Below are 24,749 nucleotides of genomic sequence, written 5' to 3' on the forward strand. Positions count from 1 at the left end.
TGCCTCGCTTCAGCGGATCTTTTGATGAGCCACCACAGTCCTGGTTACAGCATTGTTGTTCGACTTCGATATCCGGACTTGCCCAGCTATCTTGGACGCATCACATCGGTTATCGGAAAAGTCAACGGACTGATTGGCGCGATCGATGTGGTGGACGCCAGCGAAAAACAAATCGTCCGTGACTTCACCATTAATGCGACCGATGTCGAGCACGGTGAAGCGATCGTCGAAAAGCTACGCGAAGATTCGGAGATCGAAATCATCCACGTGTCCGATCGGGTGTTCCTGATGCACTTGGGCGGAAAACTGGAAGTCAATTCGCGTGTCCCGATTAAGAACCGCGACGATCTATCGATGGCCTACACACCCGGCGTTGCCCGCATCTGCAAAGCGATCGCCGATGATCCCGATGCGGCATTCGCGCTGACAATTCGCCGCAATACGGTGGCAGTTGTCACTGACGGGTCAGCTGTTTTGGGATTGGGAAACATTGGCCCCAAAGCCGCAATGCCGGTCATGGAAGGCAAGGCCGTGCTATTCAAAGAGTTTGGCGATGTCGACGCGTTTCCCATTTGCTTGGACACACAAGACGTGGACGAAATCGTTTTGATCGTCAAAGCCATCGCACCAACCTTTGGCGGCATCAACCTGGAAGACATCTCGGCGCCGCGCTGTGCGGAAATCGAGCGACGACTGATCGAAGACCTGGACATTCCTGTCTTCCACGATGACCAGCATGGCACAGCGATTGTGGTGCTTGCGGCACTGGTCAATGCTTTGAAGGTCGTCAAAAAATCGATTGACTCAATTCGCATTGTGATCAACGGAGCCGGCGCGGCAGGTGCCGCGATTGCAAAACTGTTGATTTCTGCAGGGGCAAAGAGCATCATCGTCTGTGACCGGACCGGTGCCATCCACGTCGGACGCGAAGCACTGAATTCGGAAAAACAATGGTTGGCCGAAAACACCAACGCGGTCAAGGACTCCGGCAGCCTTTCGGACGTCATTGCAGCGGCAGATGTCTTCATCGGCGTGTCCGCCAAGGGTGCCCTGTCGGTCGAAAATGTCAAGAAGATGAACACCGATGCCATCGTGTTCGCCTTGGCCAATCCTGACCCCGAAATCACGCCTCGCGAAGCCGGCGAACACGTACGCGTGATGGCGACCGGTCGCAGCGACTACCCCAACCAAATCAACAACGTCCTTTGTTTTCCAGGACTATTCCGCGGCCTCCTAAACGTGCGTGCGCGAGAAATCACCGAAGACATGAAGCTGGCGACGGCGTATGCAATCGCGAACATCATCACCGAAAATGAACTTCACCCCGAGTACGTTATCCCAAGCGTTTTTGACCGCCGCGTCTGCACCGCGGTTACCGACGCGGTTGCAAAATCAGCGATCCAGTCCGGTCAGTGCCGCCGAGACATTCCTCGCAAAACAACTTAGGTCGTTCGCTTTAGCTTCGTTGTCGATCGTCTTTGGCTCACGCGTTTTGAAATTACGTTCTTACGTTCCGTGGACTTTCAAAATTTCAACCGAAGGTCTTAGTTCAGTTGCGTTGATCGAAGCAGCGTTATCCCCATCGCATCAGTAAGCGAGATATACAGGAAATTCGCTGAGCGTGATTTCATCGGAATCACTGCTTTCAATCGAATGACCGAATGCATCGACGATTGATTTCGGAGCTTGGCCAGCGATCACGTCGCTGACCTTTAACTTTGATTCGGCGCCGATGGTCCACGCGGCCACAACCGACTGGTCGCCTTCGATCCAGCGCAGTATCCAAGTATCGCTGCGGTCATGCTGGATGCGTTCGCCACGGCCTTGAAATCCCGCGAGCTGCCGAATCATCGTCGCCATCGTGAACCAGGATGGCCTGAGTGTCCCGTCATCGCGAACCAGTCCGGCGCCAGCGTGCATGGTCGGTTTTGATCCGCTTTCGCGATAGATAAAAACCTTATCGATTCCGCGTGCCAACGTAATCATTGTCACGCGAGGCAACTTGGCTGCCTGTTTTCGTTCGGAAAGGCCAATTGGTCCGCCAACGTCGTTGCCTGTTTCTGTCATCCAAATCTTGGCGGATGGCTTGTGCTGGTCACGCCAACGAATCAATTCGTCCAACTGATCAAGATAGCTCGCGTCAGGCTGATCGGACTTTTCCTTGCGAATATTCGGGTCCTCCTTGGCGACTTCCGGCTCCTGCACTCCGGAATAGAAATGAACATTGATCACGTCGATCAAGTCCAGCGGACACTTGCCATCCGCATACCGAAAGCGGGTCATTTGTTGAATCGTCTCAGGTTCGATGCCCGCCCATCCACAAGACGTCACCGTCAGATTCGGATCCGCTTTTCTTGCCCCGTCAACGCCGGCCCGCATGACTTCAAAATACTGTTCGATCGATCCGACAAACGGAGCCCAGGACGGCCCGACCAAATTCGGCTCGTTCCACAGCTCGATGGCATCGATCAAATCCGCGCCGCTCAAACGATCATCTGTCTTCAGGGAATCGTCGGGGCGTTTCTGCGTGCCAAAACGAGCGACGAATTGGTACACCGCATCGCCGTAGTCCGACATTTGCTTGGGCGGATAGCCTGCCCGGTTCTTCGTTACTTTCGTCCCAGCAGAAGTGGCCCATTCGGGCGTCTGAAAAACGTAAGGCATGACTTTCATCTTGCGACTGCGATAAGCACGGTAGATCGCGTCTTGATCGACGTGCCATGGCGCGATCTTGCCGCTGAAACTGTAGTGGTCGCGTGCATCGGACGACATGCTCCATTTTCCGTTCTCGAATCGGACCCAGCCAAAACCGCATTGCGACATCAGATCGGCGAGCTGAACGTCAGAAGAGTTGATGCCAAAACGTCGAGTCGCATTTTTGTTGGGAACATCAGTCGGTTTGACAAAGATCTCGGACCAACCAGATTGAGACGGATCTGTGCTGAGAGTCCACGTCAGCAGATACGCCCCCGGAGAAAGCGGCTGCTTCAACGCGATCGGCAACGACCGAATTTGCCCAGGCTTCAACGCGATTTCAAGTTGGCCGGAATCGATTCGCTTGCCAGCGACCGGCATTTTTACAACATCGTTCTGCGGACCGTCGAAGATTTCGATCGATTTGGGAAGCCGCACGATATTCATTGGGCCGTCAGCGTTGTAGAAACGCAGACGTAGAAATCTTGCCTTGACGGGTGCTGGAAGCGGAAACACCTGCTGCCCCCATTTTTTGTGCATGCTGAATGCCTGCAACGATTCGATGGGCCAATACGACTCGCCATCAATGCTCGATTCCACATCGACTTGCCAGATCCAGTTCGCGTCGGCGGCTTGCCAACGCATCACGTTGATATCACGCGTCTGCGTCAATTCGATCAGCACAACCGCTTCGCGATGGCCCTTTGTCCAAGGCGACTCAAATGCCGTGAATGGATTGCCGTCGGTCAGCAAGGCGTCGCCATAGTCTTTGTCGTCAATGCGAACGGTCGACTTAGCTCCAATCGCGTGATCGTACCCTAGCGTTGGGTGCGGTTTTGTCATTTCAACCAAGGATGAATTTAGCTGCAAGGTGTAAGACACTGCCGCGGACATGGCTTGATCCGATACATTCTCGAATCGCAACGTTGCTGACGGATCGTCATTCGCCTCCAGGACGTTGGGAGTTTCTAACGACACTCGAACTGACTGCCCCACCGCTGATTCGCCCACCGCGAACGGCATCATCATCAATACGAGCGCGAAGCAACATAGTCGGCAACTGCGATCACAGTTGGTCACAAATTGAAACATAGGTTCTTAAAGGCGAGATATTGAGGGGGATCCGGTGAGACTGCACATCATAGCTTGGCAGCGCGTCGGAGTTTCCAAGCTTCGATTTCACGCACGCCCAATTCGGACAGTGCGTAAATGAGTTGATACGCGAAAAACCATCAACAGCAACTGCTCTCTGTTTTGCTTCGAACGGCTATTCACCAACGATTCCCCTTTGCTTACTGGCCCGTCGAATCCACCCAAGCGTGCTTTGGTATATTCATTGCGTTGCACGCGCCCCAATCGAATCCCACGTCGACCAGTTAAGAAAGCGACCACAAGATTCGTCGTCAACCGCTCCGGTTACGACTGCTCACTCACCCATCAATTTGCAGACCTCGCTCGATGAAAGACCTGTTCACTTCGCTATTCGCGGTCATCGTGCTTGGTGGTTCGATCGGTGCCGCGGCGGACGCCGAACTAAATACCATGCCACGTCATGTCGCGAAGGCATTTCCGGGTGCTCAGGGTTTCGGCACCCAGACGGTCGGCGGACGTGGGGGCACCGTGATTGCAGTCGAAAACTTAAACGATTCCGGCCCCGGTTCACTTCGCGCTGCCATCGAAACCAAGGGGCCGCGTTTTGTCGTCTTCTCAGTAGCCGGAACCATCGAACTCCAGACCTCCCTGAAGATCAAAAGTCCTCGCATCACCATCGCGGGGCACTCGGCACCGGGCGGTGGTATCGCTCTGAAAAACAGCGATACCAATACTGGCCCATCGCTTATCGTTAGCGCCAGCGAAGTGATCATTCGACACTTACGCGTACGACCAGGCTTGTCTGCCCCCAGCACTTCGATCGATGCAATTTCGATCTTGGGCGGAAAGAACATCGTCATTGCAAACAACTCATTCAGTTGGGCCGTCGACGAAAACGTCAATCTTTGGTTTGACGCCAGCGACGTCACGATCCAAAACAACATTATCTCCGAGGGAATCTGGGAGGGAAACCACACCCAGCGCGGTCGACACAGTAAAGGTCTGTTGAGCGGTGCAAAGAACGTCAACGTTTCGGTGCATCACAATCTGTTTGCACACAATGACGATCGCAATCCTCGACTGAATGGTTTGGGGAAGAACGAAATCGTCAACAATGTCATCTACAACTACTACCAAGTCGGAGCGTGTTTTACGATTGCCGAAGGGTTCCAAGCGAACTTGATCGGCAACGTCTTCATTCCTGGCACACAACATCGCGCGCACCGCTATCCGATCGTTGTTGGCGGCGAGCTTGTCGACAACGTTCTTTATGTCAAAGACAACTTAAGTCCCCGTCGCGCAAGCGGGACCGAAGACGACTGGGCCAACGTTGGTTTCAACGGTGTGATTGACGACGAAGAGTACAACGGAAGCCTGCTTGACCAAGCCGTTCGATCGAACACTCCGTTTGACATGAGTGCAAATCCGGTAACCCCAGAACCGGCCAAAACGCTAGCCGCAAATTTGTTGCCGACCGTCGGAGCAACGCTTCCCAAACGCGACAGAGTCGATGTCCGAATCGTCGACGATGTCCGAAACCGAACCGGTGCCATGATCAACGATCCAGCAGAAGTCGGCGGGTGGCCGTCGCTTGAGCCCGGCAACGTGAGCGACCGCGACAAGGACGGGATGCCTGACGCGTGGGAGGTCCAGCATGGACTCAATCCCAACGACTCCGCTGACGCCATGCAGGACAGGGATGGCGACGGGTACGTAAACCTGGAGCAGTACCTTGAAGGCTTACAACCCAAATAGTGGATCGCCCCAAACCTCGGGAGTGTGTTTCATCGCCATCTGGGCGAGCTTGTGCGCGTCGTCGCGATCGGTCTTTCGCTTGATGTTTTTCCAGGACCACGCCTCGTCATTGGTACTGCAAACGATCGTCTTGATTCCTCGGGCCCGGCACACATCGCTGATCCAACCCGACGGCCCACAGGCTTGCATCACAATCAAATCCGCCGGATGCGTCTCGACGCAGATGCTCCACGTGCGACCGTTTCTTCGCGATCGTCTCAAAGGAATGACGGCGATTCGGGCATCGCAGAGACAGCAAACGCATTTTCAAGGCAGCAGGCGCTGTTGAACTTGCCCAGGTCCATCGAAAGGATCATCATGGCAGCGTTCCGTGCATTTGAGGTGTCAGTGTTTTGAAGAACAAACTGAAATTGTGACGAACCGTCAAACGCAAGGCGAACAGTTACCAGCCAAACTGAATCAACGTGTCAGGGCGATCGCATCGCGCTGCGAAAAATTCACCGCGTCACGTCGCCCAAGCGTGGTACTGCTGGAATGGATTGACCCTCCGTTTTCGGCTGGCCATTGGAATCCGGAACTCGTTCGCTTGGCTGGCGGCGACGATGCGATAGGCGTCGCAGGGCAACACTCCGTCGGTGTGACTTGGGATCAGATCGTGGCCGCCGATCCGGATGTGATCGTGCTGGCTTGCTGTGGATTTGACGTGGATCGAATTCAGCAAGACATTCCGATTCTGGAATCGTCTGCAAATTGGAACAGCCTGTCCGCAGTAATAAACTAGCGAGTTTTTATCTTTGACGGTTCCGCTAATTTCAATCGACCTGGTCCGCGCTTAGTCGAAAGTCTGGAGATCCTAACCCACGCGTTGCATCCCGACATTCACCCACTGCCGGACGACTTGCCGTGGGGTCGACTTGATCGAAGTCGCCCCAGCAGTGCTGAACCAGAGTAGTGCTGAATCAGAGTAGATTGCCAACGTTTAGCCAGCTGAAACGTCGACGCAATCATTTACTTGGTCGCCGTGTAGCGATAACGATTGTTGACCGACGGATCGAACAAGCCCGCATGGTTGTAGGGTGCCATCAATTCGCGAATGGGATCTGCAATTTCACTGGTCCGCGCATTACTAGCGATCAAGCCGACACACTTCTGAATGCTGTCGCGAAACGAAGCATCGTCGGAATTGAACAGCTGCGACGGCGTATCACCGCGTTGATACTGTTCTTCACACGCGATCGCAGCGACGAAGTACACCAAGCAAGCTTGCGTGAATCGCGGGAAGTCGTTGATTGCCCCGTAGGCCGCGCCGACAAGCTTGTCCAAAAAGAGCGATTCTTGACGAACATGATGCGCATATTTTTCCGCGGCAATCGCCTGTGCACCGTTGCTCTCTCCTTCGTCCGTTTGCGAAAGCAACAGATCAGCGAGCCGATCGATTCCTGCTAAAGCGTGCGCAATTCCAGTGCTGTGAAGCGGATCAATCGCGACCGCAGCAGTGGGCAGCATCCAACAATTCGGTGCCGCGATCGGGTCATAGAATCGCTGCAATCGTGGCGTCGTGATCGGCCCCCGAGCGGAATCAGGTTCGACTTGCTCGGCATCCGCAAACATCTGATCGATCAAGGGGTATTCGCCTTGGGGTGGCAACATGGGCTGTCCGCTGCCGCACGTCGTCGTCCCAACACTGGTGATGCCGTTGTTAAACCGCAGCATCCAAATCCAGCCACTTTGAATCAAATGGTGCTGGGCGGCATCGTCGCCGTCAAACGGATCGTTGCTGCGGCCGAATCGCTTGGACCACGAACCGACTCCCGTGAAATGGGCAAACGTACTGCGAGTATGCGTGTGAATTTTGTCGATCAGGTTTGTCGCTCCCAATAGCCGAGCCATTACGCTGGACGGGCCCGACGCATCGATTGCGATCCGCGATTGAATCGTTCCCTGGTCATTCAACATGATCGTGATCCAGTCATCCGGTTCGATCGACGTCACGCGATGATTCGACAGCGGCGTGACTCCTGCGGCGGCCGCCTGATCGAATAAGAATTCGTCCACTTCGCTGCGAAACCAATGCGTATCGGACACTTGATCATTTTCGCTGGCAGCCACCAACAAACTATTGCGCGTACTCAAGTCGTACGGTTGCATCGGCGTGTGTGCGTAGTAGCTAGTTCCCCGCTTGAGCCCGCAAGCAAGTTCGCTGTGGTTTTCTTGCCATGAACCGTACGTTGACAATTGCGCGAACGGGTCGATGCCATGCTTGTCAGCAAGACGCTGGAGCAATTTGTCGGCAATTGGAATCGACGATTCCCCGATAGCAAAACGCGGGTGTTCGACCGCATCGATCAGCGCAACGCTGCGTCCGTGTTGAGCCATGATGTGAGCAAGAATCGATCCGGAAAATCCAGCTCCGATAATCGCGATGTCGTAACGGCTTTGGGAGGAAGCGTTTGGCATCGAACCAGGCTCAGGGGTGTTCAGAAAAACAAAGGGACTCCAACGCGAACACTTACGATACGTGCAGAACACCGAACAAGAAACGGGCATTCCAATCGGATTACCAAGTACGGCGGTTGGCTGATCTGCCTAGCCTGCCACAATCACTGCCGCAAACAATCGGTAGCGAGCAAAAACCGGCAAGCCGCATCGCTGCCCAACCAAACCATCGTTGCAGCGAGCCAAACGCTGTGTCGTCGAAATTGACACGGTAGGTCACCTGCACTCAATCTCCCGCAATCAATCGCTCGCATTCAATTGCCCGTACTCAAAATTTCGCTTGGTCCCCCATTCTGAATGACACGGTTGGTCCTCCGGACGGGCGGTACCGGTGATTCGCAGGCTACCCATCGAATGTTAGACTGGGCGCCAGTTTTCGACCGTCGCACCGCTGCTTGTGAATTGAATCATGGATGCAATTTTAAAAGACCTGACCGATGCCCAAGCATCGGCGGTGACGCATATCGACGGGCCGCTTCTGATTCTGGCGGGTCCCGGTAGTGGAAAGACCCGCGTGGTGACTCATCGCATCGCCAATCTCCTGAAACACGGGGTGCAACCGTGGCAGATCGCAGCTCTGACGTTTACCAACAAAGCCGCCGACGAAATGCGTTCGCGAGTGCAGAAACTTGCGCCGCAGCAAGATGTCTGGATGGGGACGTTTCACCGGTTCTGCGCCCAGCGACTGCGCCGTTACGCTCCGATGGTGGGATTGTCCGAAAACTATTCCATCTACGACACTTCGGATTCGAAGCAAGCGATGAAGCGGGCGATTGCAGCGGCCGGCATCAGCACCTCGCATGCGTCGCCCGAACAAATCGCGTCGACCATCAGCAGTGCTAAGAATCGCTTGGTAACGCCCGAGATGATGGAGGGCCAAGCGCTTCGTCACGGCGACGCGATTGCTGCCAAAGTCTATCCGGTTTATCAAAAGCAGTTGCTCACTGCAAACGCCGTCGACTTTGACGATCTTCTGCTGCACATCGCGATCTTGCTGCGAGAGAACCCCGAAGTACGAGCCGAACTGGATGCCAAACTGAAGTACATCATGGTCGACGAGTACCAAGACACGAACTTGGCTCAGTATGCGATCGTCCGGGCGCTCTCGATCGATCATCCTAACTTGTCGGTGACCGGAGATCCCGATCAATCCATTTACGGTTGGCGCGGCGCCGACTTGAACAACATCTTGGATTTTGAAAAAGACTATCCCGATGTAACTACCGTGCGATTGGAACAAAACTATCGCAGCACGCCCAACATCCTGCGTGTGGCCGATCAATTGATTCGGCACAATCGTCGTCGCAAACAAAAGGGGCTGTTCACCGACAACGAAGAAGGCGAACAGGTCGTGCTGCGTTTCTTTGAAGACGGTTACAAAGAGGCCGATAGCATCGCTAGTGAGATCGCCAATGCGATGGCGACCGAAGGAATGCGGCCGCGTGATTTTGCAATCTTTGTGCGGATGAATGCTTTGACGCGTTCTCTGGAGCACGCCCTGCGCAACAGCGCGATCCCGTACCAGATCGTCAACGGACTGGCTTTCTACCAACGTAAAGAGATCAAAGACCTGCTGGCGTATTTAAATCTGATCAACAATCCCAGCCACGATGTCGCGTTGCAACGAGTCATCAACACACCGACTCGCGGAATTGGCGCAACCACGATCACACGACTGCGTGATTATGCGGATTCCAATGGCATCCCGTTGTTAGAAGCGGCACGTCGCGCCGACGAAATCGATACGCTGGCAAAACGCGCCAAAGCAATGATTTGGAAGTTCGTACAGATCTACGATCGACTGGTTAAAAAATCGACGGCACCGCTAGAAGATTTACTCCGATTTTTGATCGAAGAGACTCACTACGAAGACTATCTGGAAAAGACCGCTGTCGAACAGCAAGACAGCAATCCCATGGCCAACGTCGACGAGCTTGTCACGGCCGCCGTCGAATTTGATCGCCAGCATCCCGATGACGGTTCACTGGAAGCCTTCTTGGAACAGGTCGCGTTGGTTTCCGACATGGATGCGTTCGAGGATTCCACCGACCGCGTGACCTTGATGACATTGCACGCAGCGAAAGGCCTGGAATTTCCCAGGGTCTACGTCATCGGCGTCGAAGACGATCTTTTGCCTCACGCCAGGTCCAAAGAGACCGAGGCTCAATTCGAGGAAGAACGTCGCCTGTTGTTTGTCGGTATCACTCGCGCGATGCAGTGGCTGCAGCTTAGCTGTTGCAAACGTCGGACGGTTCGCGGCGACATGCGACCAGTGATTCCGAGTCCATTTTTGAACGAATTGCCGATGGACGAACTGCGCCGAGTCGAGAGCGCGGTCGAACGAGACTTCTTTGACGAAGAAGACGACCTAGATCAAAGCTATCCCGATTCCTGGGACTTGCCCGATGTGACGGATGATTCCCCCGCGAATGATTCGGCGAATGATTCCAACACATCGGATGATTCGATCGCCTCGGACGACAGCGATTTTGTCCACGATCCAGGCCCCTCCATCGACGATGAAGTTTGTCAGTTGCCCGATGACGACCTGCGCGACGCAAAGCAGGCACAAAAACGGGCAGCAAAATCCGCAAAAGCGAAAGCCGCTGCTGCGATCAAAAGCGAATTGAAAACCGGCGCGGCAATGCTGACCAGCGGAAGCACTCCGCTAACTGCTTACCGCGAGGGAGCTGTGGTGCGACACGCCGACTACGGAGAAGGACTGATCATTTCCGTGACCGGTCGCGGTCCTAAACGCATGGCGAAAGTTGCATTCAGCGATGGCGAACACAGTTTTCGAGTCGCGTTTGCGCCGCTGGAAGTCGTCGGCTAGGTGCCCACGTCGCATGATCCCAAACATGCCGTCGTAGTTTCCCCCATAGGTGCAATTGTTCAGCTGTAGAGTAACTTGCAATCGGAGTCCCAGGTTGCCTTACAATCAGGCAACACAGACTTCTTTCACCACCTGATTGGGGACATCGAAAATGTCGGTTCTTCGCCTGTTCTTTGCGACGACACTCCTATCAATTGGCTTCAACGGGATCCCACACTCCGGACTCGGTCAAGAAAAAAAGCCTGAGCGTGCCATTACGCGTATCCCACTTTCCGGGACGCTGACGGACGAGAACGGCGATCCGGTCGTGGACGCAAAGATCACGATTCGCGGAGAGGAGAGCTACCAAAGAGCAATTACGGACCCGAACGGCCGTTACGAATTTGTCGAGATTGACAAGCCCGGCGAGTTTCGCATCAGCATTGAATCGACAGGGCATGTCGGCGTCACTGACTACGCGTCGATGCCCAAAGTCATGTTGATGGCGAACAAAGCGATCACCAAGGATTTTGTCCTCAAGCGTGCCGGCCAGCTGCACGTCACCGTCAAAGACACGGACGGCAAGCCAATCAAGGGTGTGCGACTCTATTGCCGGTCGGTTGTTGACGCTCGTCGCATTCGCGTCAACAAATCAACCAACGCGGCTGGAGTAGCGACAGTCAGCGGGCTCGAGCCTCTTCAGACGAACTACATCATCGGTGCGATGGGCAAGTCACATTCGATCGAGCAAGCACTTGTAAAGGTCACCGATCCCGACGAAGTCGCGAAGCTGGAGATCATCCTCCATTCAGGAAGGACGATTAAGGGAAAGCTGCTGTGCAGCGATGGCAAACCTGCTGCCGGCTGGGCACTGAGAGCCCTGCCGTCCTGGTGGAAATTCAACTCGTATCCGCGGGGCGTGCCAATTGCGGAAGACGGTTCCTTCGAGCTGATTCACATCACGAACCAGCCGTACAACTTGAGTGTGTCGATCCCCAAGGGAGGCACCATCAGCATGTCCCGAAACATCATGGCCGATGCAAATCTGACGGACATACAGCAGCCGCTTCAGCTAACCGTCGATCATCCGTCGCCTTCTTCCATGAATTACTTGAAGGGAAAAATTCGCTGGATCGGAAAACCGCTCGAGCGCGGAATCAGATTATCTGGCTACAGTGCTCAGACTCAGCACCATATCCACGAATCGATCGATTCTAAAACCACGGAATTCAAAGTCGGACCAGTGCCTCCGGGCGTGTATCGCATTCGTCCCGAAAATCCAGAACTGGAGGTAATGAACTTACGAAAGATCAAGAACCTGGATGATTTGGACAGCGTCAAGATCCCCAATGATGAACCGCTCCAAATCGTCTTGCGAGTTCGCGGAAAACCGCACGTTCAAGGTATCGTGACAGACGCTGAAACAAAAAAACCGATCAAAACATTTCAGTACAGAATCACAAAGCTGCGGACACTGGAGGGTCCCAACTACGTTCAGGATGACGATTGGAAAGTCGGGTCCAGCGACGCAGGAGACTTTCAAAGTGAGGTCGTTGGCCCGGGCATCTACACCGTCTCGGTCGTCGCGGACGGGTACGCTGTCGCCAAGAGTGAGCAAGTCGACACGATCAAAGAGATTGATCGTGAATTGAAAATCGAGTTGCAACGCGGCATTGCGTTCAAAGGAATGGTGGTCGACGAGGCTGGTGAACCAATCGAAAACGCGATAGTTCGCGCACTGTCTTTAGCGTCCGGAGCAATGCCACGTGTAGCGTCTCGGTTCGTGACCGACATGCACGCCCAGCACACCAAAGCTGGGAAGTTTTCATTCGACAATTTGCTAGACACAGAGACGTTTCGCGTCGATCACCCAGACTATGCCTTTCGCGAAATCAGTGGCGTTCAGATTGTTAAAGACGCACCTGAATCGAAAATCACACTGTCCAAAGGAGCGACCGTTTATGGCCGCGTCTACGATCAGAATGGAGATCCCCAAATAGGCGAAACGCTGCATTTCCAGGACGCAAGTGGCTACGGTGGCGGCGATCGCGAAGCGGGCCGGTTTGGAATTGCAACGACTGACAGGAACGGCGAGTACAAGATTCAGCATTTGCCGGCGACAACGATCTATGTCAGCCGTGCCGAAGAATGGAGTGCCATGGGCGTCGTACGTCACGTGATCATTACCGAAGCAAACAAAGAGCACCGCCTGGATTTTGGCGGGAAAGCAAACCTGTCAGGTCGCTTGATCGCGAACGATGAACCCCAAGAAAATGTCAAACTGCAATTGGGAGGCCCGGATTCGACGTTTGGCGGCATGAAAATGTTTGCGCGAACCGGCGACGACGGTCACTTCACGTTCCACGGAGCTCCTCCGGGTGATTGGTATCTCTACCGCGAAATCGTTGGTTCACGTGGCGATTGGTCACTCTTAGACAGAGTTGCAGTTCCGGCCAATGGCAGCGTGGAACTGGGCGATCGAAGCATTCGCATAGCACGTATGACCATTCTGCCAAAACTGGAAACAGGCGAGATTCCCGACGAACTTGTTCTGCGATTGCAACAATACAACGAAGAATTATTCTTTGGTCGTGACGCGGCCAAGTTTATTCCGCGAGCGACCCAAGACGCCCCATTTGCATTCGACATGGTGTCGTCGGGCACGTACGACCTGATTTGCTACGGCTTAGGTGATTTTGGGATGCGGCAAAAGATTGTCATCAGCGACGACGAAATCGATCAGCCCATTGCATTGGAGATTCCCGCAGCAACGGCATCCCTGACGACGACTGCAAAAGGAAGCAACGGAGAATCGCTACGAACAACCATGTCTCTGCGAAGCCAAGACGGTCGAATCCACGCGATGCTCTCGCCCAATACCGTCGACGTGAAAAACCCCTACCCGACGCTCCAATTGCCGCCCGGAAAATACACTGTCACCAACGGCCCATCTTTTAACCGACGCGAGTCCGCCATTGCCGACGTCGAGTTGGTCGCTGGCGAAGAGCAACAGCTGGAGATTTCATTCGGAAAACTAAAACAATCAACCCTTCGCCGCGCCACCGTGCGCGTCTGCGACAAACAGGGTGTTCTGATTCCTTGCCGAATCGAAGTCTTGGGAGCAGGTAGCGAAGACGTGCTCGTGCGGACGCGGCTTCCCACCATGACGCTCTCGGGTCCCGCGGGAGACTACCGCATTCGCATTAAACTTTCAGGCTTCGAGCCAATCGAAGTGCCACTGCGACTGAAATCGCTGGTATTGCAGAAATCAAACGATAACAAAATCGAACTGAAGCTAAAGCGGATTGACCAGCAGATCGGCGACTAAAAGTCGTTGTCGTCTGTAGGAGTGGTCGTCTCTGAGCGTTGCCTTCTGTGGGATAGGCTCATCCACCAGCATCGCTGATAATCGACCACTGTCCGTAATGCCGTTTTCACAAAGCAGTGAATCAAGATGACCGAGAACGCCAACCGCAAAGACGATGTAAGCAACGACCCAATTGACGTCAGTCAGCCGTTACCACCCAGCGAACTAATTGATGTCAGCGATCCCGCGATCGTCGCCAAATACGAACCTTACCTGCGAATGTTGGCACGTAGCCAGGCACGCAAAGCCTACCAAGCCAAGATTGGTGCATCGGACATGGTCCAACAAGCGATGTTGCAGGCCGTGCAGGGGCTGGACGGTTTTCGCGGCCAAACGGAGGCCGAATTTAGAGGCTGGCTGCGACAAATCCTGGCTCGACACATTTGCCACCTGGACCGTGACCTTCATCGCGACAAACGGGACATTCGACGCGAGCAATCGATGGAGCAAAAGCTGGCGCAGTCATCGATGCGACTGGAGGGACTGCTGGCCGGCGAAGGTCCCACAGCAAGCCAGAACGTGGCGTTTGGCGAAAACGTCTTGAAAGTTGCCGATGCAGTGCATCGGTTGCCGGATTCACAAAGCGAAGCAATCCGCAGGCACTACCTGGACGGCATGAAGTTAGCCGAAGTTGCCGAGGCGATGGGCAAGACTACCGGAGCTATAGCAGGGTTGCTGCACCGCGGCATGAAAACACTTCGCGACCAACTGGACGAATAGCGTCGCCCACGACCCTACGACAACAACGCTTTGATCGGGGTTCCGTCATCAGTGATTGGAACGGGGCGATCACCGTCGTAGAGATTTTTGGTCGGATCAATTCCCATCGTCGCCATGATCGTGGCAAATAAGTCTGGCACCGACACCGGTTTGTCGACGGCCTCCATCGCCAGTTCATCGCTGGTTCCGTAGGCACCACAGTGCCGTAAACCGCCGCCCGCCAACACGACGGTGAAATTCTTGCTGTGATGACCGCGACCACCACCGGCATCGAACTGCGCCGGCCGACCAAATTCGCTGTTGATGACAATGAGCGTCTTGTCCAACATTTTTCGCTCTTCCAAGTCAGCCATCAGCGTCGACATTGACCGGTCCAACTCTTGGATCAGCAGGTGCTGATTCAGCTGCCCATCATTGTGCGTGTCCCATCCCGTGCCATTGCGGAAATTCATGTTGTGCGAAAGTTCAACAAAACGAACTCCCGATTCAAACAACCGCCGAGTCAACAGACACCGTTGCCCAAACCCGTCGCCGTATTGGTTTCGCAAATCGTCAGGCTCGTTCTTCAAATCAAACGCACTCATGAACTCCGGTCCGCTCAGCCGCAAACTCTCTGCAACCGCCGAATCGTATTCGTTGATCATGTGATCGTCTTTGAAACGTTGTCCCGTCGCGGCACGTACCGTCGACAACAACTCCTGGCGTCGTGACTGACGTTGATCAGTGATTCCAGCTGGCCTCGCAAGCCCCGCGGGACCTGTCGAGACATCCGTCAAATACACATAGCCAGAGGATTGTCCAAGAAACCCTGGGCCGCGTGTCAGATTGGGATACCCGACCAACATGTACGCCGGCGCACCGTCGTTTGCAGCACCTCGCTGATTGGCAATGATCGATCCGATCGACGGATACTGAACCGTTCCCGTCGTCGGGCGACCGGTATGCATTCGATTGGTTGCCGCGGCGTGTTCGTCGACGACATCATGGTGCACGGTACGGACGGCCGTCACTCGGTCCATGATCTTTGCCGTTTCCGTAAGATGTTCGCAGACCTGAACCCCGGGAACCGCCGTGTCGATGGACCGGTAGTACGCGCCCGCTTTTCTGGCTTTGGCATCGCCCATCTTCTTGGGGTCGAACGTATCGATTTGCGCCATTCCGCCGCCGAGCCAGATCATCACACAGTGCTCAGCTTTTCCAAGCGGTGTTTGTCCGACTTCTAATTCGGTGGGATCGTTAGCCAACAGCGGAGACGCCAAAGCGGCCGATGCGCTGGCCGCCAAAAAGTTTCGTCGTTTCATAATCGTTTTCGTAGCACAGTTTTTAGGGAATGACGATCATCTCGGGACTATTGATCAACGCCCAAACCGCATCTTCGGCACGGGCACGCCAATCGGGATCAAGTCGCTTGGTAAGGGGATCCCCTTTGCGAGCCAATTCCGTCATCTGGACTTTGATCACGTTGGCATCACCATTAAGGTGATTGGACCACGACACGTAGCGAAACCGCTTGGGCGTGGGCGCTAACAGGTCCGCCATACTCAGTTCTTTTACGCGTTGGTCGAACCCGTCGCGAAGCAACCCAGTGAACTTCTCTCGCTCCGCATCCGTTGGGTAACGAGTCAGCAACTGCAGAAAGAGATCGTCGACTAGCGACGTGACGTCCTGTGGTTGGGTCATCAACGAAGTCAGACCGCTACGGTCGCTAAGTCCAGTCAGCCAAACGCCTAGGGTTCCATTGGCCAGAGCCCCCGGCTGGACAAGGTTCGGTGCTTCTTCGCGATCACTGGTCGGCTCGGGCCGAGAATTCCGCCAACCAAATGCTCGCAGCACATCGGCGATCGCTTGGATCCGTGGCAAAGCCAGGCTCGGACGATCGCGTTCATTGGCAAGCGTGGTGAACTCCCATGAACGTTGCGGGAAACCAAAATTCAAAAAGCTCTTTGCCGGCAACGTGCCTTCGACATCCATGGTCAGCTGTTCGGTTTGCATCGATTGACCGACCACGTGAAACGCTGAATCAACAATTTGCTCGGCACTCATCCGTCGCCGGTAGGGCCCGGCAAAGAAACGTCCCTCATCAACCGATGCCGATGCGGAGCGCTGATACGCTTGGCTCTTGAAAATGGATTTTGCCAGTTTCTTCAGGTCGTAGTCACTTTCGATCAGCGTGTCGGCCAAGTGAGCCAACAATCGCGGGTCGCTGGGCGGGTTGCCTTCCCAATCGTCGACCGGTGCGACGATGGCTGCTCCCATCAGTCGCTTCCAAACCCGATTCGCGATCACTTCGGCGAACCGTCGTGATGCCGTCACTTGCAACGCCAATCGATCCCGCGAATCAGAATCCGCCGGCAACAAACTTGCTTCGATCTCGGGAGCAAATTCCGCAAACGGCCATTCGCCGTGGATCGTCTCGCCTGGTTTCAATGTGACTTGGATCAATGACTTTCGTTCTTGTTTTTCAAAGAACGCTGCCGGCACGGTACTGGTCGCGGGCAGCTTGATCGGCTTGCGTTCCAACATCGCAGCCAGGTTAAATAGATCGCCTTGTTTCCACGAGTGATACGGAGCGTCATGGCAGCGTGCACATTTCATCTCGACCCCCATAAACGCGGTCGCGATCACGTGAGCCTTGGCAGCCATCGGCACATCATTTTGCGACGCAATCGCAAAACCGCCAGCACCGCCCGACCACTTGCTGCCTCGCATCTGAATCAGCTCAGTTGCGAATCGATCGATCGGCTTGTTGTCGACCAGCGCCTCGTGAATCCAATATCGAAACGGCCCGGTGTTGTTGAGCGTCGGTTTCAACAGATTCGGATTCTCGGCCAACACGTCCTGCCAATACCCCACCCAGTTGTCTGCCCAACGAACGTCGTCCAGCATTCGGTCGATCAGCTCGTTTCGTCGATCGGCCGATGAACCGGCCGAATTGGCTAGATACGCTTTGGCTTCGCTCAGCGTCGGCGGCACACCGACGGTGTCTACAAACAGCCGGCGCAGGAACGTCGCTTCATCGACCACCGGCGTTTCGACGATCGCTGGTTCAACCGCGACCGACATTGCCGCCCCGTCGCGAATCCATTTTTTGATGACAGCAAGTTCTTGTTTGCTTAACCCATCACCTTTGGGTGGCATGCGGTAGTCGTCGGCACCGGCTGACACCAGTTCCCACAAGTAACTGGCATCCAAGTCTCCGGGAGCGATAGCGGATTCTCCAGATTCGCCACCAACCAACAAGTTCTCGCGATCAAAAACCGACAACTCTCCCTGTCGCTTATCACCGTGGCAGCGCGAGCAATGCGAGCTCAAAATCGGCTGCACGGATTTGGCATAAAAATCGTTTGCGTCCGGCCTGGCACCGTTCGCTTCGGCGACGCTGGATCGACGGGCGTTTTCTTGTTCAATTCGATCACGGATCAAGGAATCGATGGTGTGTCCCTTCGTTGATCCCGAGATCAGATTCGACTTGGCGAATTGATGTCGTTTCTGCCACTGCGGTTCGCTCTTCGCAACTCGTTGCTGACGGTTTTCCTGATCGATACGGGCGAGTGAACCGCTCTGTTGTTTGGAAAACCTCGCCCATCCATCATCGGTCAGCGGATAGTCGCCTTGATGCGATATCAATGAGAACATCTCTCCCTCGCGTGCGATCGCCACGCAGGTTTCGCCGAATTCCAGACGATAGGTTTTACCGCCAACGATCACGTCGAACCGTAATTCGTGGACGCCACCGTCACTGTGAAAGGCGACTATCTTTTCGTGATCGTTCATCGCATGAGGACGCATTCCAGGCACGGAAACGGCTGGCAAAGGATCCACGACATGGTGAGCTCCCGAACGATTGACTTGCGCCGGCGTCGTTGCGACTCGATCACCATCGACAAAGAGCTCGCTGTATCCGCGAGACCGAACCAGCAACTGGTAGTCACCCGGTTCCAAGTTGATCTCGGTCCAGGCACGAGCCAACATTGTTTTTTTGTCGTCAGTCGTCCAATCATCGCGAACACCCCAGGCATCGTAACGAAACGGCAGACGCGTCATTGCCAATGTGTCTTGAAGCCACAACGTTTTGCGTGGTTCAAGCATAACGGGGACTCGCCCGTGACCATTGAACGGCCCAAGAAGTTCGACCGCGACTTTTGATTGCAGATTCACATCGCTGGGAAGATCGGAGCGATCGATTTTGGGCGGCGAGAAACGGAACCGTTTGCCAAGCACATCGTCCGAAACGCGATCACGATAGATCGCGAGATTGTCAATCTGTCCGTCGAACGAATTTCCTTTGCTCCCGCCCATCGCAGAACCGATCCAAACGGGCGACTGCGTTTTCATTGGCGGGCGAGTTGTTTTTCCGCCCAGATCCCAAGAGCCGCTGGTCCGCTGTCCGTCGATAAAACCGACGATACTGTCTGGGTTACCAAACTGGTACGCGACCGCCACATGATGCCAGCCGACTCCGATGCCGAAACCATTTTTGCTGGTCCAACGGTGAAACTGACCTTTGGCATCCTCGCTGTCTTGTGAATGAAACAAAAAGTTCAAACTGGCTTGCCCGTTTCGTTTCCGCAGTCGGAAGGCCCAGTTTTGATCACGGCCTTTGGATCCGCTCAACTTCGTGCGCCCCTTGCCAGCGATGTAAGCATTGTCGGCAAGCGAGTTGACTTTGACCCAAGCCTCGGCGGTGATCCAATCGCCATCACCAAAATCAAACTTTTCATCGGAGTCGTCTGACAACACCACATATGCCGGCGATTTCAGTGACAGAGCGTGGTTGTCCGAATCAAAATCGGGATACAGCGGCAAAGCGGGGCCTTGCGAATCCACGGTGACTTGCCCGGAAAGATCGCCAACTGGCAGTTTGTCAAATTCCCAACGCGCGATCGGTTGGACGTCATTGGCAGATCCGGTGTCGGCGTCGGCTGCGGTTGTCAGCGAAACAAAAAAACAACCCATCAGAGCTGTCAGCGCGGAACATCGCGACAGGCTTTGGCGGGGACACAAAAATAGCATGTTGGATACCGGCAGGTGGGAAGAAGCGGTATGGAGGTGGGCGTCTGATCCAGCACTCAAATCAGCGAGCGGATCAAAAGGGGGAGTAATAGTATAGCAGGCCCATAGCACGACAACTCGATAGAATGGGTGTTCACCAGGGCAAGCCACTTTCGGCGCCGGGGTCAACTGTCAGCGGAACGGCGCGAGCCGTCCGGTGTAGGCCATTGAACGAGAGCCATTTAGTGCGCCAAAGACCCGATGGTTTGCGGTATTCCGCTAAAAACAAATCTCGTAGCTTAAAAAAAGTGATTCCCCCTGGGGTTTTCACCTCAAGGCCAGCGTGATCCCTTTGCCTGATCCACCCCCTTTCTCTAATCCAAACGATGGTCGTGACCGAAAATTTAGCCGCATTCATTACTCAGACCGGATCCGCCGACGTCATCCAAATTGGCAACTTGCCTGTTCCCGAAGTGGGACCGCGACAAGTTTTGATTCGCAATCACGCAGTGGCCGTCAATCCGGTCGACACCTACATTCGCAGCGGGCTGGTGGCATTTGACCTGCCCAATCCCTTCGTCGTCGGCTGCGACAGTGCGGGCGAGATCGAAGCGGTGGGATCCGAAGTGAGTCGTTTTAAAATCGGTGATCGCGTCTGGTGCACCAACCAAGGACTACTCGGCAGGCAAGGAACGTTTGCGACACGCATCGCCGTCGACGAAGGCTGGTGCTTTGCATTGCCCGACAACGTCCAGCCGACCGACGCAGCCGCTTTGTCGCTGGTTGCGGTGACGGCGCACTTGGGACTCTTTCGCGAAGCAAAATTGCAAGCCGGAGAAACGATTTTGGTGATCGGTGGAACCGGAGGCGTCGGATCGACCGTCGTGCAGATTGCCAAAGCTGCTGGGGCCAGAGTGATTGCGACCGGCCGCAGCGATGCAAAATGTCAGCGGGCCCTGCAACTGGGAGCCGACGAAGCGATCAACTATCAAAACGAATCGATCACCGAAGCCACCAAACGACTCGCTCCGGACGGCGTCAATGTGTTTTGGGAGACACGCCGCGAGCCAGATTTTGACACGGCGGTCGATGTGCTTGCCCAACGCGGGCGAATGGTGCTGATGGCCGGCCGAGATGCGCGGCCCGTTTTCCCAGTCGGTCCGTTCTATGTCAAAGAATTGTCATTGCATGGCTTTGCGATGTTTAAAGCAGCGCCCCAAGAGATGCTGGCTTGTGCCCAGGACATCAACCAATGGATGGCGAGCGGAAAATTGAAAGCGAATATCGCCGCCACGTTGCCACTGAGCGAAACCGCGGAAGCCCATCGCATGCAAGAATCGGCGACGACTGGTTGCGACGGCAGCTTGAGCGGCAAGATTGTGCTAACCGTGTAGCGTCCCACGCCCCCAAATCAAATTTCCAAAGCCAAGCCAAATGAAAAACGCCCGCTCCTGTTTTGCCATTGTCGTCGCGTTTGTCTTGCTTGCCTGCTTGGTTTTGCCGATCACGTTTTATCTGATCAACCGGCCGCGAATTCCAAACGCACCGTTGCCGTCACCCAATGCTTACGACACAGTCGATCAAGCATCGCAGGCGACCACCGCGATTCCGCTGGACTTTGCCGAGACAAATGACACTGATGCCCTCATTGCTTTTGTCAATCGTAATCAAACAGCATTGAAACTGATCGATCAATCGCTGGACCAACCTTGCGTCGTGAGGGTGGATTACGAATCCGGATTGGACGAGATCCTCGAGCGAGCCGCCTACAATCGGCCTGCAACGCGACTGCTGATCGCCAAAGCCCGACTCGGAGCATTGACTGGTGACGATTCCGCTGCCGCAATGGACTATGCGAAAGTCGTGCTTCTCAATAGCAAGCTGACCAACGGCGGAGTCCTGGTCCACGTCGGCGGTGCGTTGGCCTGCGAAGCGTATGGATTGGAAGGGCTGGTCGAAACCACTCCGCGATTGACTTCTGATGAACGCAAACCAATCCAAGCCATGTTTAATCGGGCGAAACGCAAAGCAATCGATTTGGATGCGCTAGTCGCTCGCGAAAGCACCTTACTGAAAGTGCACCACGGCACGATCCGCGGAACCATCATTTCGTCATCGCTGAACACCACGTCGCCCTTTGTTCAACAAACCAAACAGGCAGACGATCAAAATCAACAGCTCTATCTGGACGTCCAATCCGCCTTGGACTTGCCGCCTTCGTCCTAATGCGGTTTTGGCCTGACCACCCCACACGTCTGACTTCCAAAGAAACACCGCCGATTTGCTCCAGTTCGTTCGCACTTGATGCATGGCTAGAGTTCCCCGTTGGTGAACCTTCGCATCGCAGGAACTGTCCCACTGGCTGCCAAGGCACGAAATTTCTCATTACTTGCGACGAAATCAGACGGCGCAGGGGTTTTTGATGCCTCACTGCGTTTTTGCGATACGGGACTATGAACTATAATTTGATGCAGGAAGTTTCTGCGGTAGTAGCACGCAATCATTTACGGAGAACCCCCAAACACGTGCGTGAACAACATCAAGTAGTCGATGACGGACCCGAACGCAGTATCTTGGCACGGCTGATCTTGCCCGGGCATCAGGTTGAAGAGGACCCGCTCGAAGAACTGCATGGACTGGCGACGACGGCAGGCACCCAAGTCGTTGGCGAATTGATCCAACGACGCGCCACCGCCAGCCACGGCACTTACCTGGGCAAAGGTAAAGTCGAAGAGCTACGGCTGATGGTCGAAAAACACAAAGCCGATGTGGTGGTGTTTGACAATGAACTGAGCGCCGGCCAGATTCGCAACCTGGAACAATCCATTGGCGTAAAAGTCGTCGATCGCACCGAGCTCATTTTGGACATCTTTGCCGCCGGTGCTAGTTCATACGAATCGCGACTGGCCATCGAACTGGCCCAACTGGAGTATTCGCTCCCCAGGCTCAAACGCATGTGGACTCACCTTTCGCGTCAAGCGATGGGCGTGGGAATGCGAGGACCGGGCGAGAAACAGATCGAAGTTGACCGCCGCTTGGCCCAACGCCGCATCCACGAATTGAAACAAGATCTGGCCAAAGTCGAACGCCGCCGCGCACGACAAGTCGCCGCACGCAAAGAAGCTCCCACGGTTTCGCTGGTCGGCTACACCAACGCTGGCAAAAGCACGCTAATGAACGCGATGACCGACGCCAACGTCGAAGCTGCGGACAAGTTATTTGCGACACTCGACACGCGAACTCGGCGATGGCAGTTGCCCAATTGGGGCATGGTTCTGCTCAGCGACACGGTTGGATTCATCCGCGACCTGCCTCACTCGTTGGTGGCAAGTTTTCGATCAACGTTGGAAGAAACTCGGCAAGCCGATTTGTTGCTGCACGTCGCAGATGCCAGCAGCCCCAATGTGTTCGAACAGATCAGCGCGGTCTACACGGTCTTGCAAGAATTGGAGATCGAGGAGAAAGACACGCTGTTGGTGTTGAACAAGATCGATGCCATTCGTTCACCGGCCGTGCTGAACCGAGTTTTGGATCGTTACCCCAACGCGATTCCGGTGAGTGCGAAAAGCCGCAAAGGAATTTCGCTGCTGGTCGAATCCGTCGGGGAAGCACTTGGACGAGAATTCTTGGACTTGGTCGTCGAGCTTGATCCAAGCGACGGAAAAATGATGGCTTACCTGGCAGCCAAAGGCGAAGTGCTGTCGACCGACTATGACGAACATTCGGTCCACATTCACGTACGAATGCCTGCCGGAGCCATGGGGCCGTTGCAGAAATCCGCTAAATCAATTCGTCCCGCTGGCGTAGACCGATTCGACGACGCGTCTGAATCAGCCGAATCCGATTCGCCTCAATCAGCTTCGCCCGCCGTCGATGCTCCTACTGAGGTCGCTTAGACGACGTGATCGCCGCGTCGGCAACGCGGCGATTGCGACCGCGTTACGAAACCGGACAATCGATGGCTTCTAGCAGCAAGCTGGGATCCACTGGTTTGGCGAACCAGCGATCGACGCCTTCACTATTGATCGAAATCCCAAAGGCTTCGGGCGAAGTTCCGCTGACGGCGAACACGCGGGTATCGTCCAGCTTGCCTTCGGCGCGAAGCTGCGTGATCGCAGTAGGCCCATCACACTCTGGCATCTTCATATCGATCAGCAGATAACCGGGAGCCGGATTTTCGTGAAAGTAGTTGATCGCCTGATTTCCATCCTCCAGCGTGACGACCGGCACACTCTGCAGTCGTAACAACGACGCGAGCATTTCACGTTCGTTCAACTGGTCTTCTACCAGAACAACCGTTTCGGATGCTGGTTTGGGTGGGGTCGTTGCGGGAGAATTCAAAGCCTCCGTCTTATCCAGACGCTCAAGTGCGGCTTGAATGTCATCGAACGTTTCAGACGCTTCGTCCATTAACGATGCGGCGACCAATTCTTTGTAGAGATACAGACCGACACTGATCTGATGCAGTTCGTTGCGGATGCCATGCCGAACGTCTTTGGGCAAGTAACTCAGCTGGCGATCACAAAGCGTCGAAGCTTGTTCCGGTGCAAAAAGCTCGTCACGCAACACACGGATATCACGAGGAGCGTCAACGCCCACTTTTACTTGCCCGGATTGGACGCGAATGAAGTGCAACGTGATTCCCACCTGGGGAAAGACAATCTTGTCCTTGGACCGGCGTGTCAAAACAAGCATAGCTGAGCTCGAACCTAATGGAGTATTGACAATCGGCGCTGGAATTCGCACCAAGCGGACGAACAACTATCACCAAGATCAGACGGCAATTTACAAATAAAGTCAATGATGTGATGACGCAAAAAG

15 protein-coding genes are annotated in these 24,749 nt (G+C 54.7%); 9 read left to right on the forward strand and 6 right to left on the reverse strand.

All coding sequences use genetic code 11. The features are described from left to right. Nucleotides 1–24 precede the first annotated feature (24 nt). Nucleotides 25–1,446, forward strand: a complete 1,422-nt coding sequence (locus tag K239x_RS16790) for an NAD-dependent malic enzyme (protein WP_145419387.1) — start codon at nt 25–27, stop codon at nt 1,444–1,446. Between the two features lie 141 nt (nt 1,447–1,587). Here K239x_RS16790 and K239x_RS16795 read toward each other — a convergent pair whose 3' ends face one another. After that, nucleotides 1,588–3,786: a hypothetical protein gene (locus K239x_RS16795; RefSeq protein WP_145419388.1), complete on the reverse strand. Its 2,199-nt coding sequence runs from the start codon at nt 3,784–3,786 to the stop codon at nt 1,588–1,590. A gap of 366 nt (nt 3,787–4,152) precedes the next feature. On the opposite strand from K239x_RS16795, the gene K239x_RS16800 reads away from it, so the two are divergent. Beyond that, nucleotides 4,153–5,541, forward strand: coding sequence for a pectate lyase family protein (locus tag K239x_RS16800; RefSeq protein ID WP_145419389.1), 1,389 nt, complete (start codon nt 4,153–4,155; stop codon nt 5,539–5,541). Here K239x_RS16800 and K239x_RS16805 read toward each other — a convergent pair. Continuing rightward, a complete protein-coding gene (locus K239x_RS16805) occupies nt 5,527–5,802 on the reverse strand; it encodes a hypothetical protein (protein ID WP_419189063.1) in 276 nt (91 codons plus the stop codon). The two genes, K239x_RS16800 and K239x_RS16805, sit on opposite strands and share 15 nt — an antisense overlap. Nucleotides 5,803–5,953: 151 nt before the next feature. Between K239x_RS16805 and K239x_RS28760 the strand changes: the two genes are divergently transcribed. Next, on the forward strand, nt 5,954–6,322 hold the full coding sequence (locus tag K239x_RS28760; protein ID WP_419189064.1) for an ABC transporter substrate-binding protein: 369 nt from the start codon (nt 5,954–5,956) through the stop codon (nt 6,320–6,322). Nucleotides 6,323–6,549: 227 nt separating this feature from the next. Here the strand turns inward: K239x_RS28760 and K239x_RS16815 are convergent, their stop codons facing one another. Continuing rightward, nucleotides 6,550–7,998 (reverse strand): NAD(P)/FAD-dependent oxidoreductase, encoded by a 1,449-nt coding sequence (locus K239x_RS16815; protein ID WP_419189065.1) that lies wholly within the window; start codon nt 7,996–7,998, stop codon nt 6,550–6,552. A gap of 448 nt (nt 7,999–8,446) precedes the next feature. Between K239x_RS16815 and K239x_RS16820 the strand changes: the two genes are divergently transcribed. From K239x_RS16820 to K239x_RS16830, 3 genes are all read left to right on the forward strand, one after another. Then, nucleotides 8,447–10,870 (forward strand): ATP-dependent helicase, encoded by a 2,424-nt coding sequence (locus K239x_RS16820; protein ID WP_145419391.1) that lies wholly within the window; start codon nt 8,447–8,449, stop codon nt 10,868–10,870. 151 nt (nt 10,871–11,021) lie between these two features. After that, nucleotides 11,022–14,177, forward strand: coding sequence for a carboxypeptidase-like regulatory domain-containing protein (locus tag K239x_RS16825; RefSeq protein ID WP_145419392.1), 3,156 nt, complete (start codon nt 11,022–11,024; stop codon nt 14,175–14,177). 126 nt (nt 14,178–14,303) lie between these two features. Further along, nucleotides 14,304–14,936 carry a sigma-70 family RNA polymerase sigma factor gene (locus tag K239x_RS16830; RefSeq protein WP_145419393.1) on the forward strand — a complete coding sequence of 211 codons (633 nt, stop codon included), beginning with the start codon at nt 14,304–14,306 and terminating at the stop codon, nt 14,934–14,936. A gap of 14 nt (nt 14,937–14,950) precedes the next feature. On the opposite strand, the gene K239x_RS16835 is transcribed toward K239x_RS16830, so the two are convergent. Both K239x_RS16835 and K239x_RS16840 read right to left on the reverse strand, forming a co-directional pair. Next, complete coding sequence (locus K239x_RS16835) at nt 14,951–16,237, reverse strand: DUF1501 domain-containing protein (RefSeq protein WP_145419394.1); 1,287 nt, start codon at nt 16,235–16,237, stop codon at nt 14,951–14,953. 22 nt (nt 16,238–16,259) lie between these two features. Beyond that, complete coding sequence (locus tag K239x_RS16840) at nt 16,260–19,892, reverse strand: DUF1553 domain-containing protein (protein ID WP_419189066.1); 3,633 nt, start codon at nt 19,890–19,892, stop codon at nt 16,260–16,262. A 422-nt stretch (nt 19,893–20,314) separates the two neighbouring features. Here K239x_RS16840 and K239x_RS16845 point away from each other — a divergent pair, with 422 nt between their 5' ends. The 3 genes from K239x_RS16845 (at nt 20,315) to hflX (ending at nt 23,824) form a co-directional block, all read left to right on the forward strand. After that, the gene (locus K239x_RS16845) at nt 20,315–21,322 is read left to right on the forward strand and encodes an NADPH:quinone reductase (protein ID WP_145419396.1); all 1,008 of its coding nucleotides are present in this window, start codon (nt 20,315–20,317) and stop codon (nt 21,320–21,322) included. Between the two features lie 40 nt (nt 21,323–21,362). Beyond that, nucleotides 21,363–22,154, forward strand: a complete 792-nt coding sequence (locus tag K239x_RS16850) for a hypothetical protein (RefSeq protein WP_145419397.1) — start codon at nt 21,363–21,365, stop codon at nt 22,152–22,154. A gap of 299 nt (nt 22,155–22,453) precedes the next feature. Next, the gene (hflX, locus tag K239x_RS16855) at nt 22,454–23,824 is read left to right on the forward strand and encodes a GTPase HflX (RefSeq protein WP_419190095.1); all 1,371 of its coding nucleotides are present in this window, start codon (nt 22,454–22,456) and stop codon (nt 23,822–23,824) included. Between the two features lie 43 nt (nt 23,825–23,867). On the opposite strand, the gene K239x_RS16860 is transcribed toward hflX, so the two are convergent. Then, nucleotides 23,868–24,623, reverse strand: a complete 756-nt coding sequence (locus K239x_RS16860; protein WP_145419398.1) for a response regulator — start codon at nt 24,621–24,623, stop codon at nt 23,868–23,870. Nucleotides 24,624–24,749 lie beyond the last annotated feature (126 nt).

This window comes from Stieleria marina (genome assembly GCA_007741555.1).
Taxonomy (GTDB): Bacteria; Planctomycetota; Planctomycetia; order Pirellulales; family Pirellulaceae; genus K23-9.

Excerpts from the sequence above, each read along its gene's own strand:
- K239x_RS16845 (WP_145419396.1), top strand. The coding sequence starts at position 20,315 with ATGGTCGTGACCGAAAATTTAGCCGCATTCATTACTCAGACCGGATCC.
- K239x_RS16840 (WP_419189066.1), bottom strand. The coding sequence starts at position 19,892 with ATGGGTTGTTTTTTTGTTTCGCTGACAACCGCAGCCGACGCCGACACC.
- K239x_RS16820 (WP_145419391.1), top strand. The coding sequence starts at position 8,447 with ATGGATGCAATTTTAAAAGACCTGACCGATGCCCAAGCATCGGCGGTG.
- K239x_RS16825 (WP_145419392.1), top strand. The coding sequence starts at position 11,022 with ATGTCGGTTCTTCGCCTGTTCTTTGCGACGACACTCCTATCAATTGGC.
- K239x_RS16790 (WP_145419387.1), top strand. The coding sequence starts at position 25 with ATGAGCCACCACAGTCCTGGTTACAGCATTGTTGTTCGACTTCGATAT.
- K239x_RS16795 (WP_145419388.1), bottom strand. The coding sequence starts at position 3,786 with ATGTTTCAATTTGTGACCAACTGTGATCGCAGTTGCCGACTATGTTGC.
- K239x_RS16815 (WP_419189065.1), bottom strand. The coding sequence starts at position 7,998 with ATGCCAAACGCTTCCTCCCAAAGCCGTTACGACATCGCGATTATCGGA.
- K239x_RS16850 (WP_145419397.1), top strand. The coding sequence starts at position 21,363 with ATGAAAAACGCCCGCTCCTGTTTTGCCATTGTCGTCGCGTTTGTCTTG.
- K239x_RS16860 (WP_145419398.1), bottom strand. The coding sequence starts at position 24,623 with ATGCTTGTTTTGACACGCCGGTCCAAGGACAAGATTGTCTTTCCCCAG.
- K239x_RS16800 (WP_145419389.1), top strand. The coding sequence starts at position 4,153 with ATGAAAGACCTGTTCACTTCGCTATTCGCGGTCATCGTGCTTGGTGGT.
- K239x_RS16835 (WP_145419394.1), bottom strand. The coding sequence starts at position 16,237 with ATGAAACGACGAAACTTTTTGGCGGCCAGCGCATCGGCCGCTTTGGCG.
- K239x_RS16830 (WP_145419393.1), top strand. The coding sequence starts at position 14,304 with ATGACCGAGAACGCCAACCGCAAAGACGATGTAAGCAACGACCCAATT.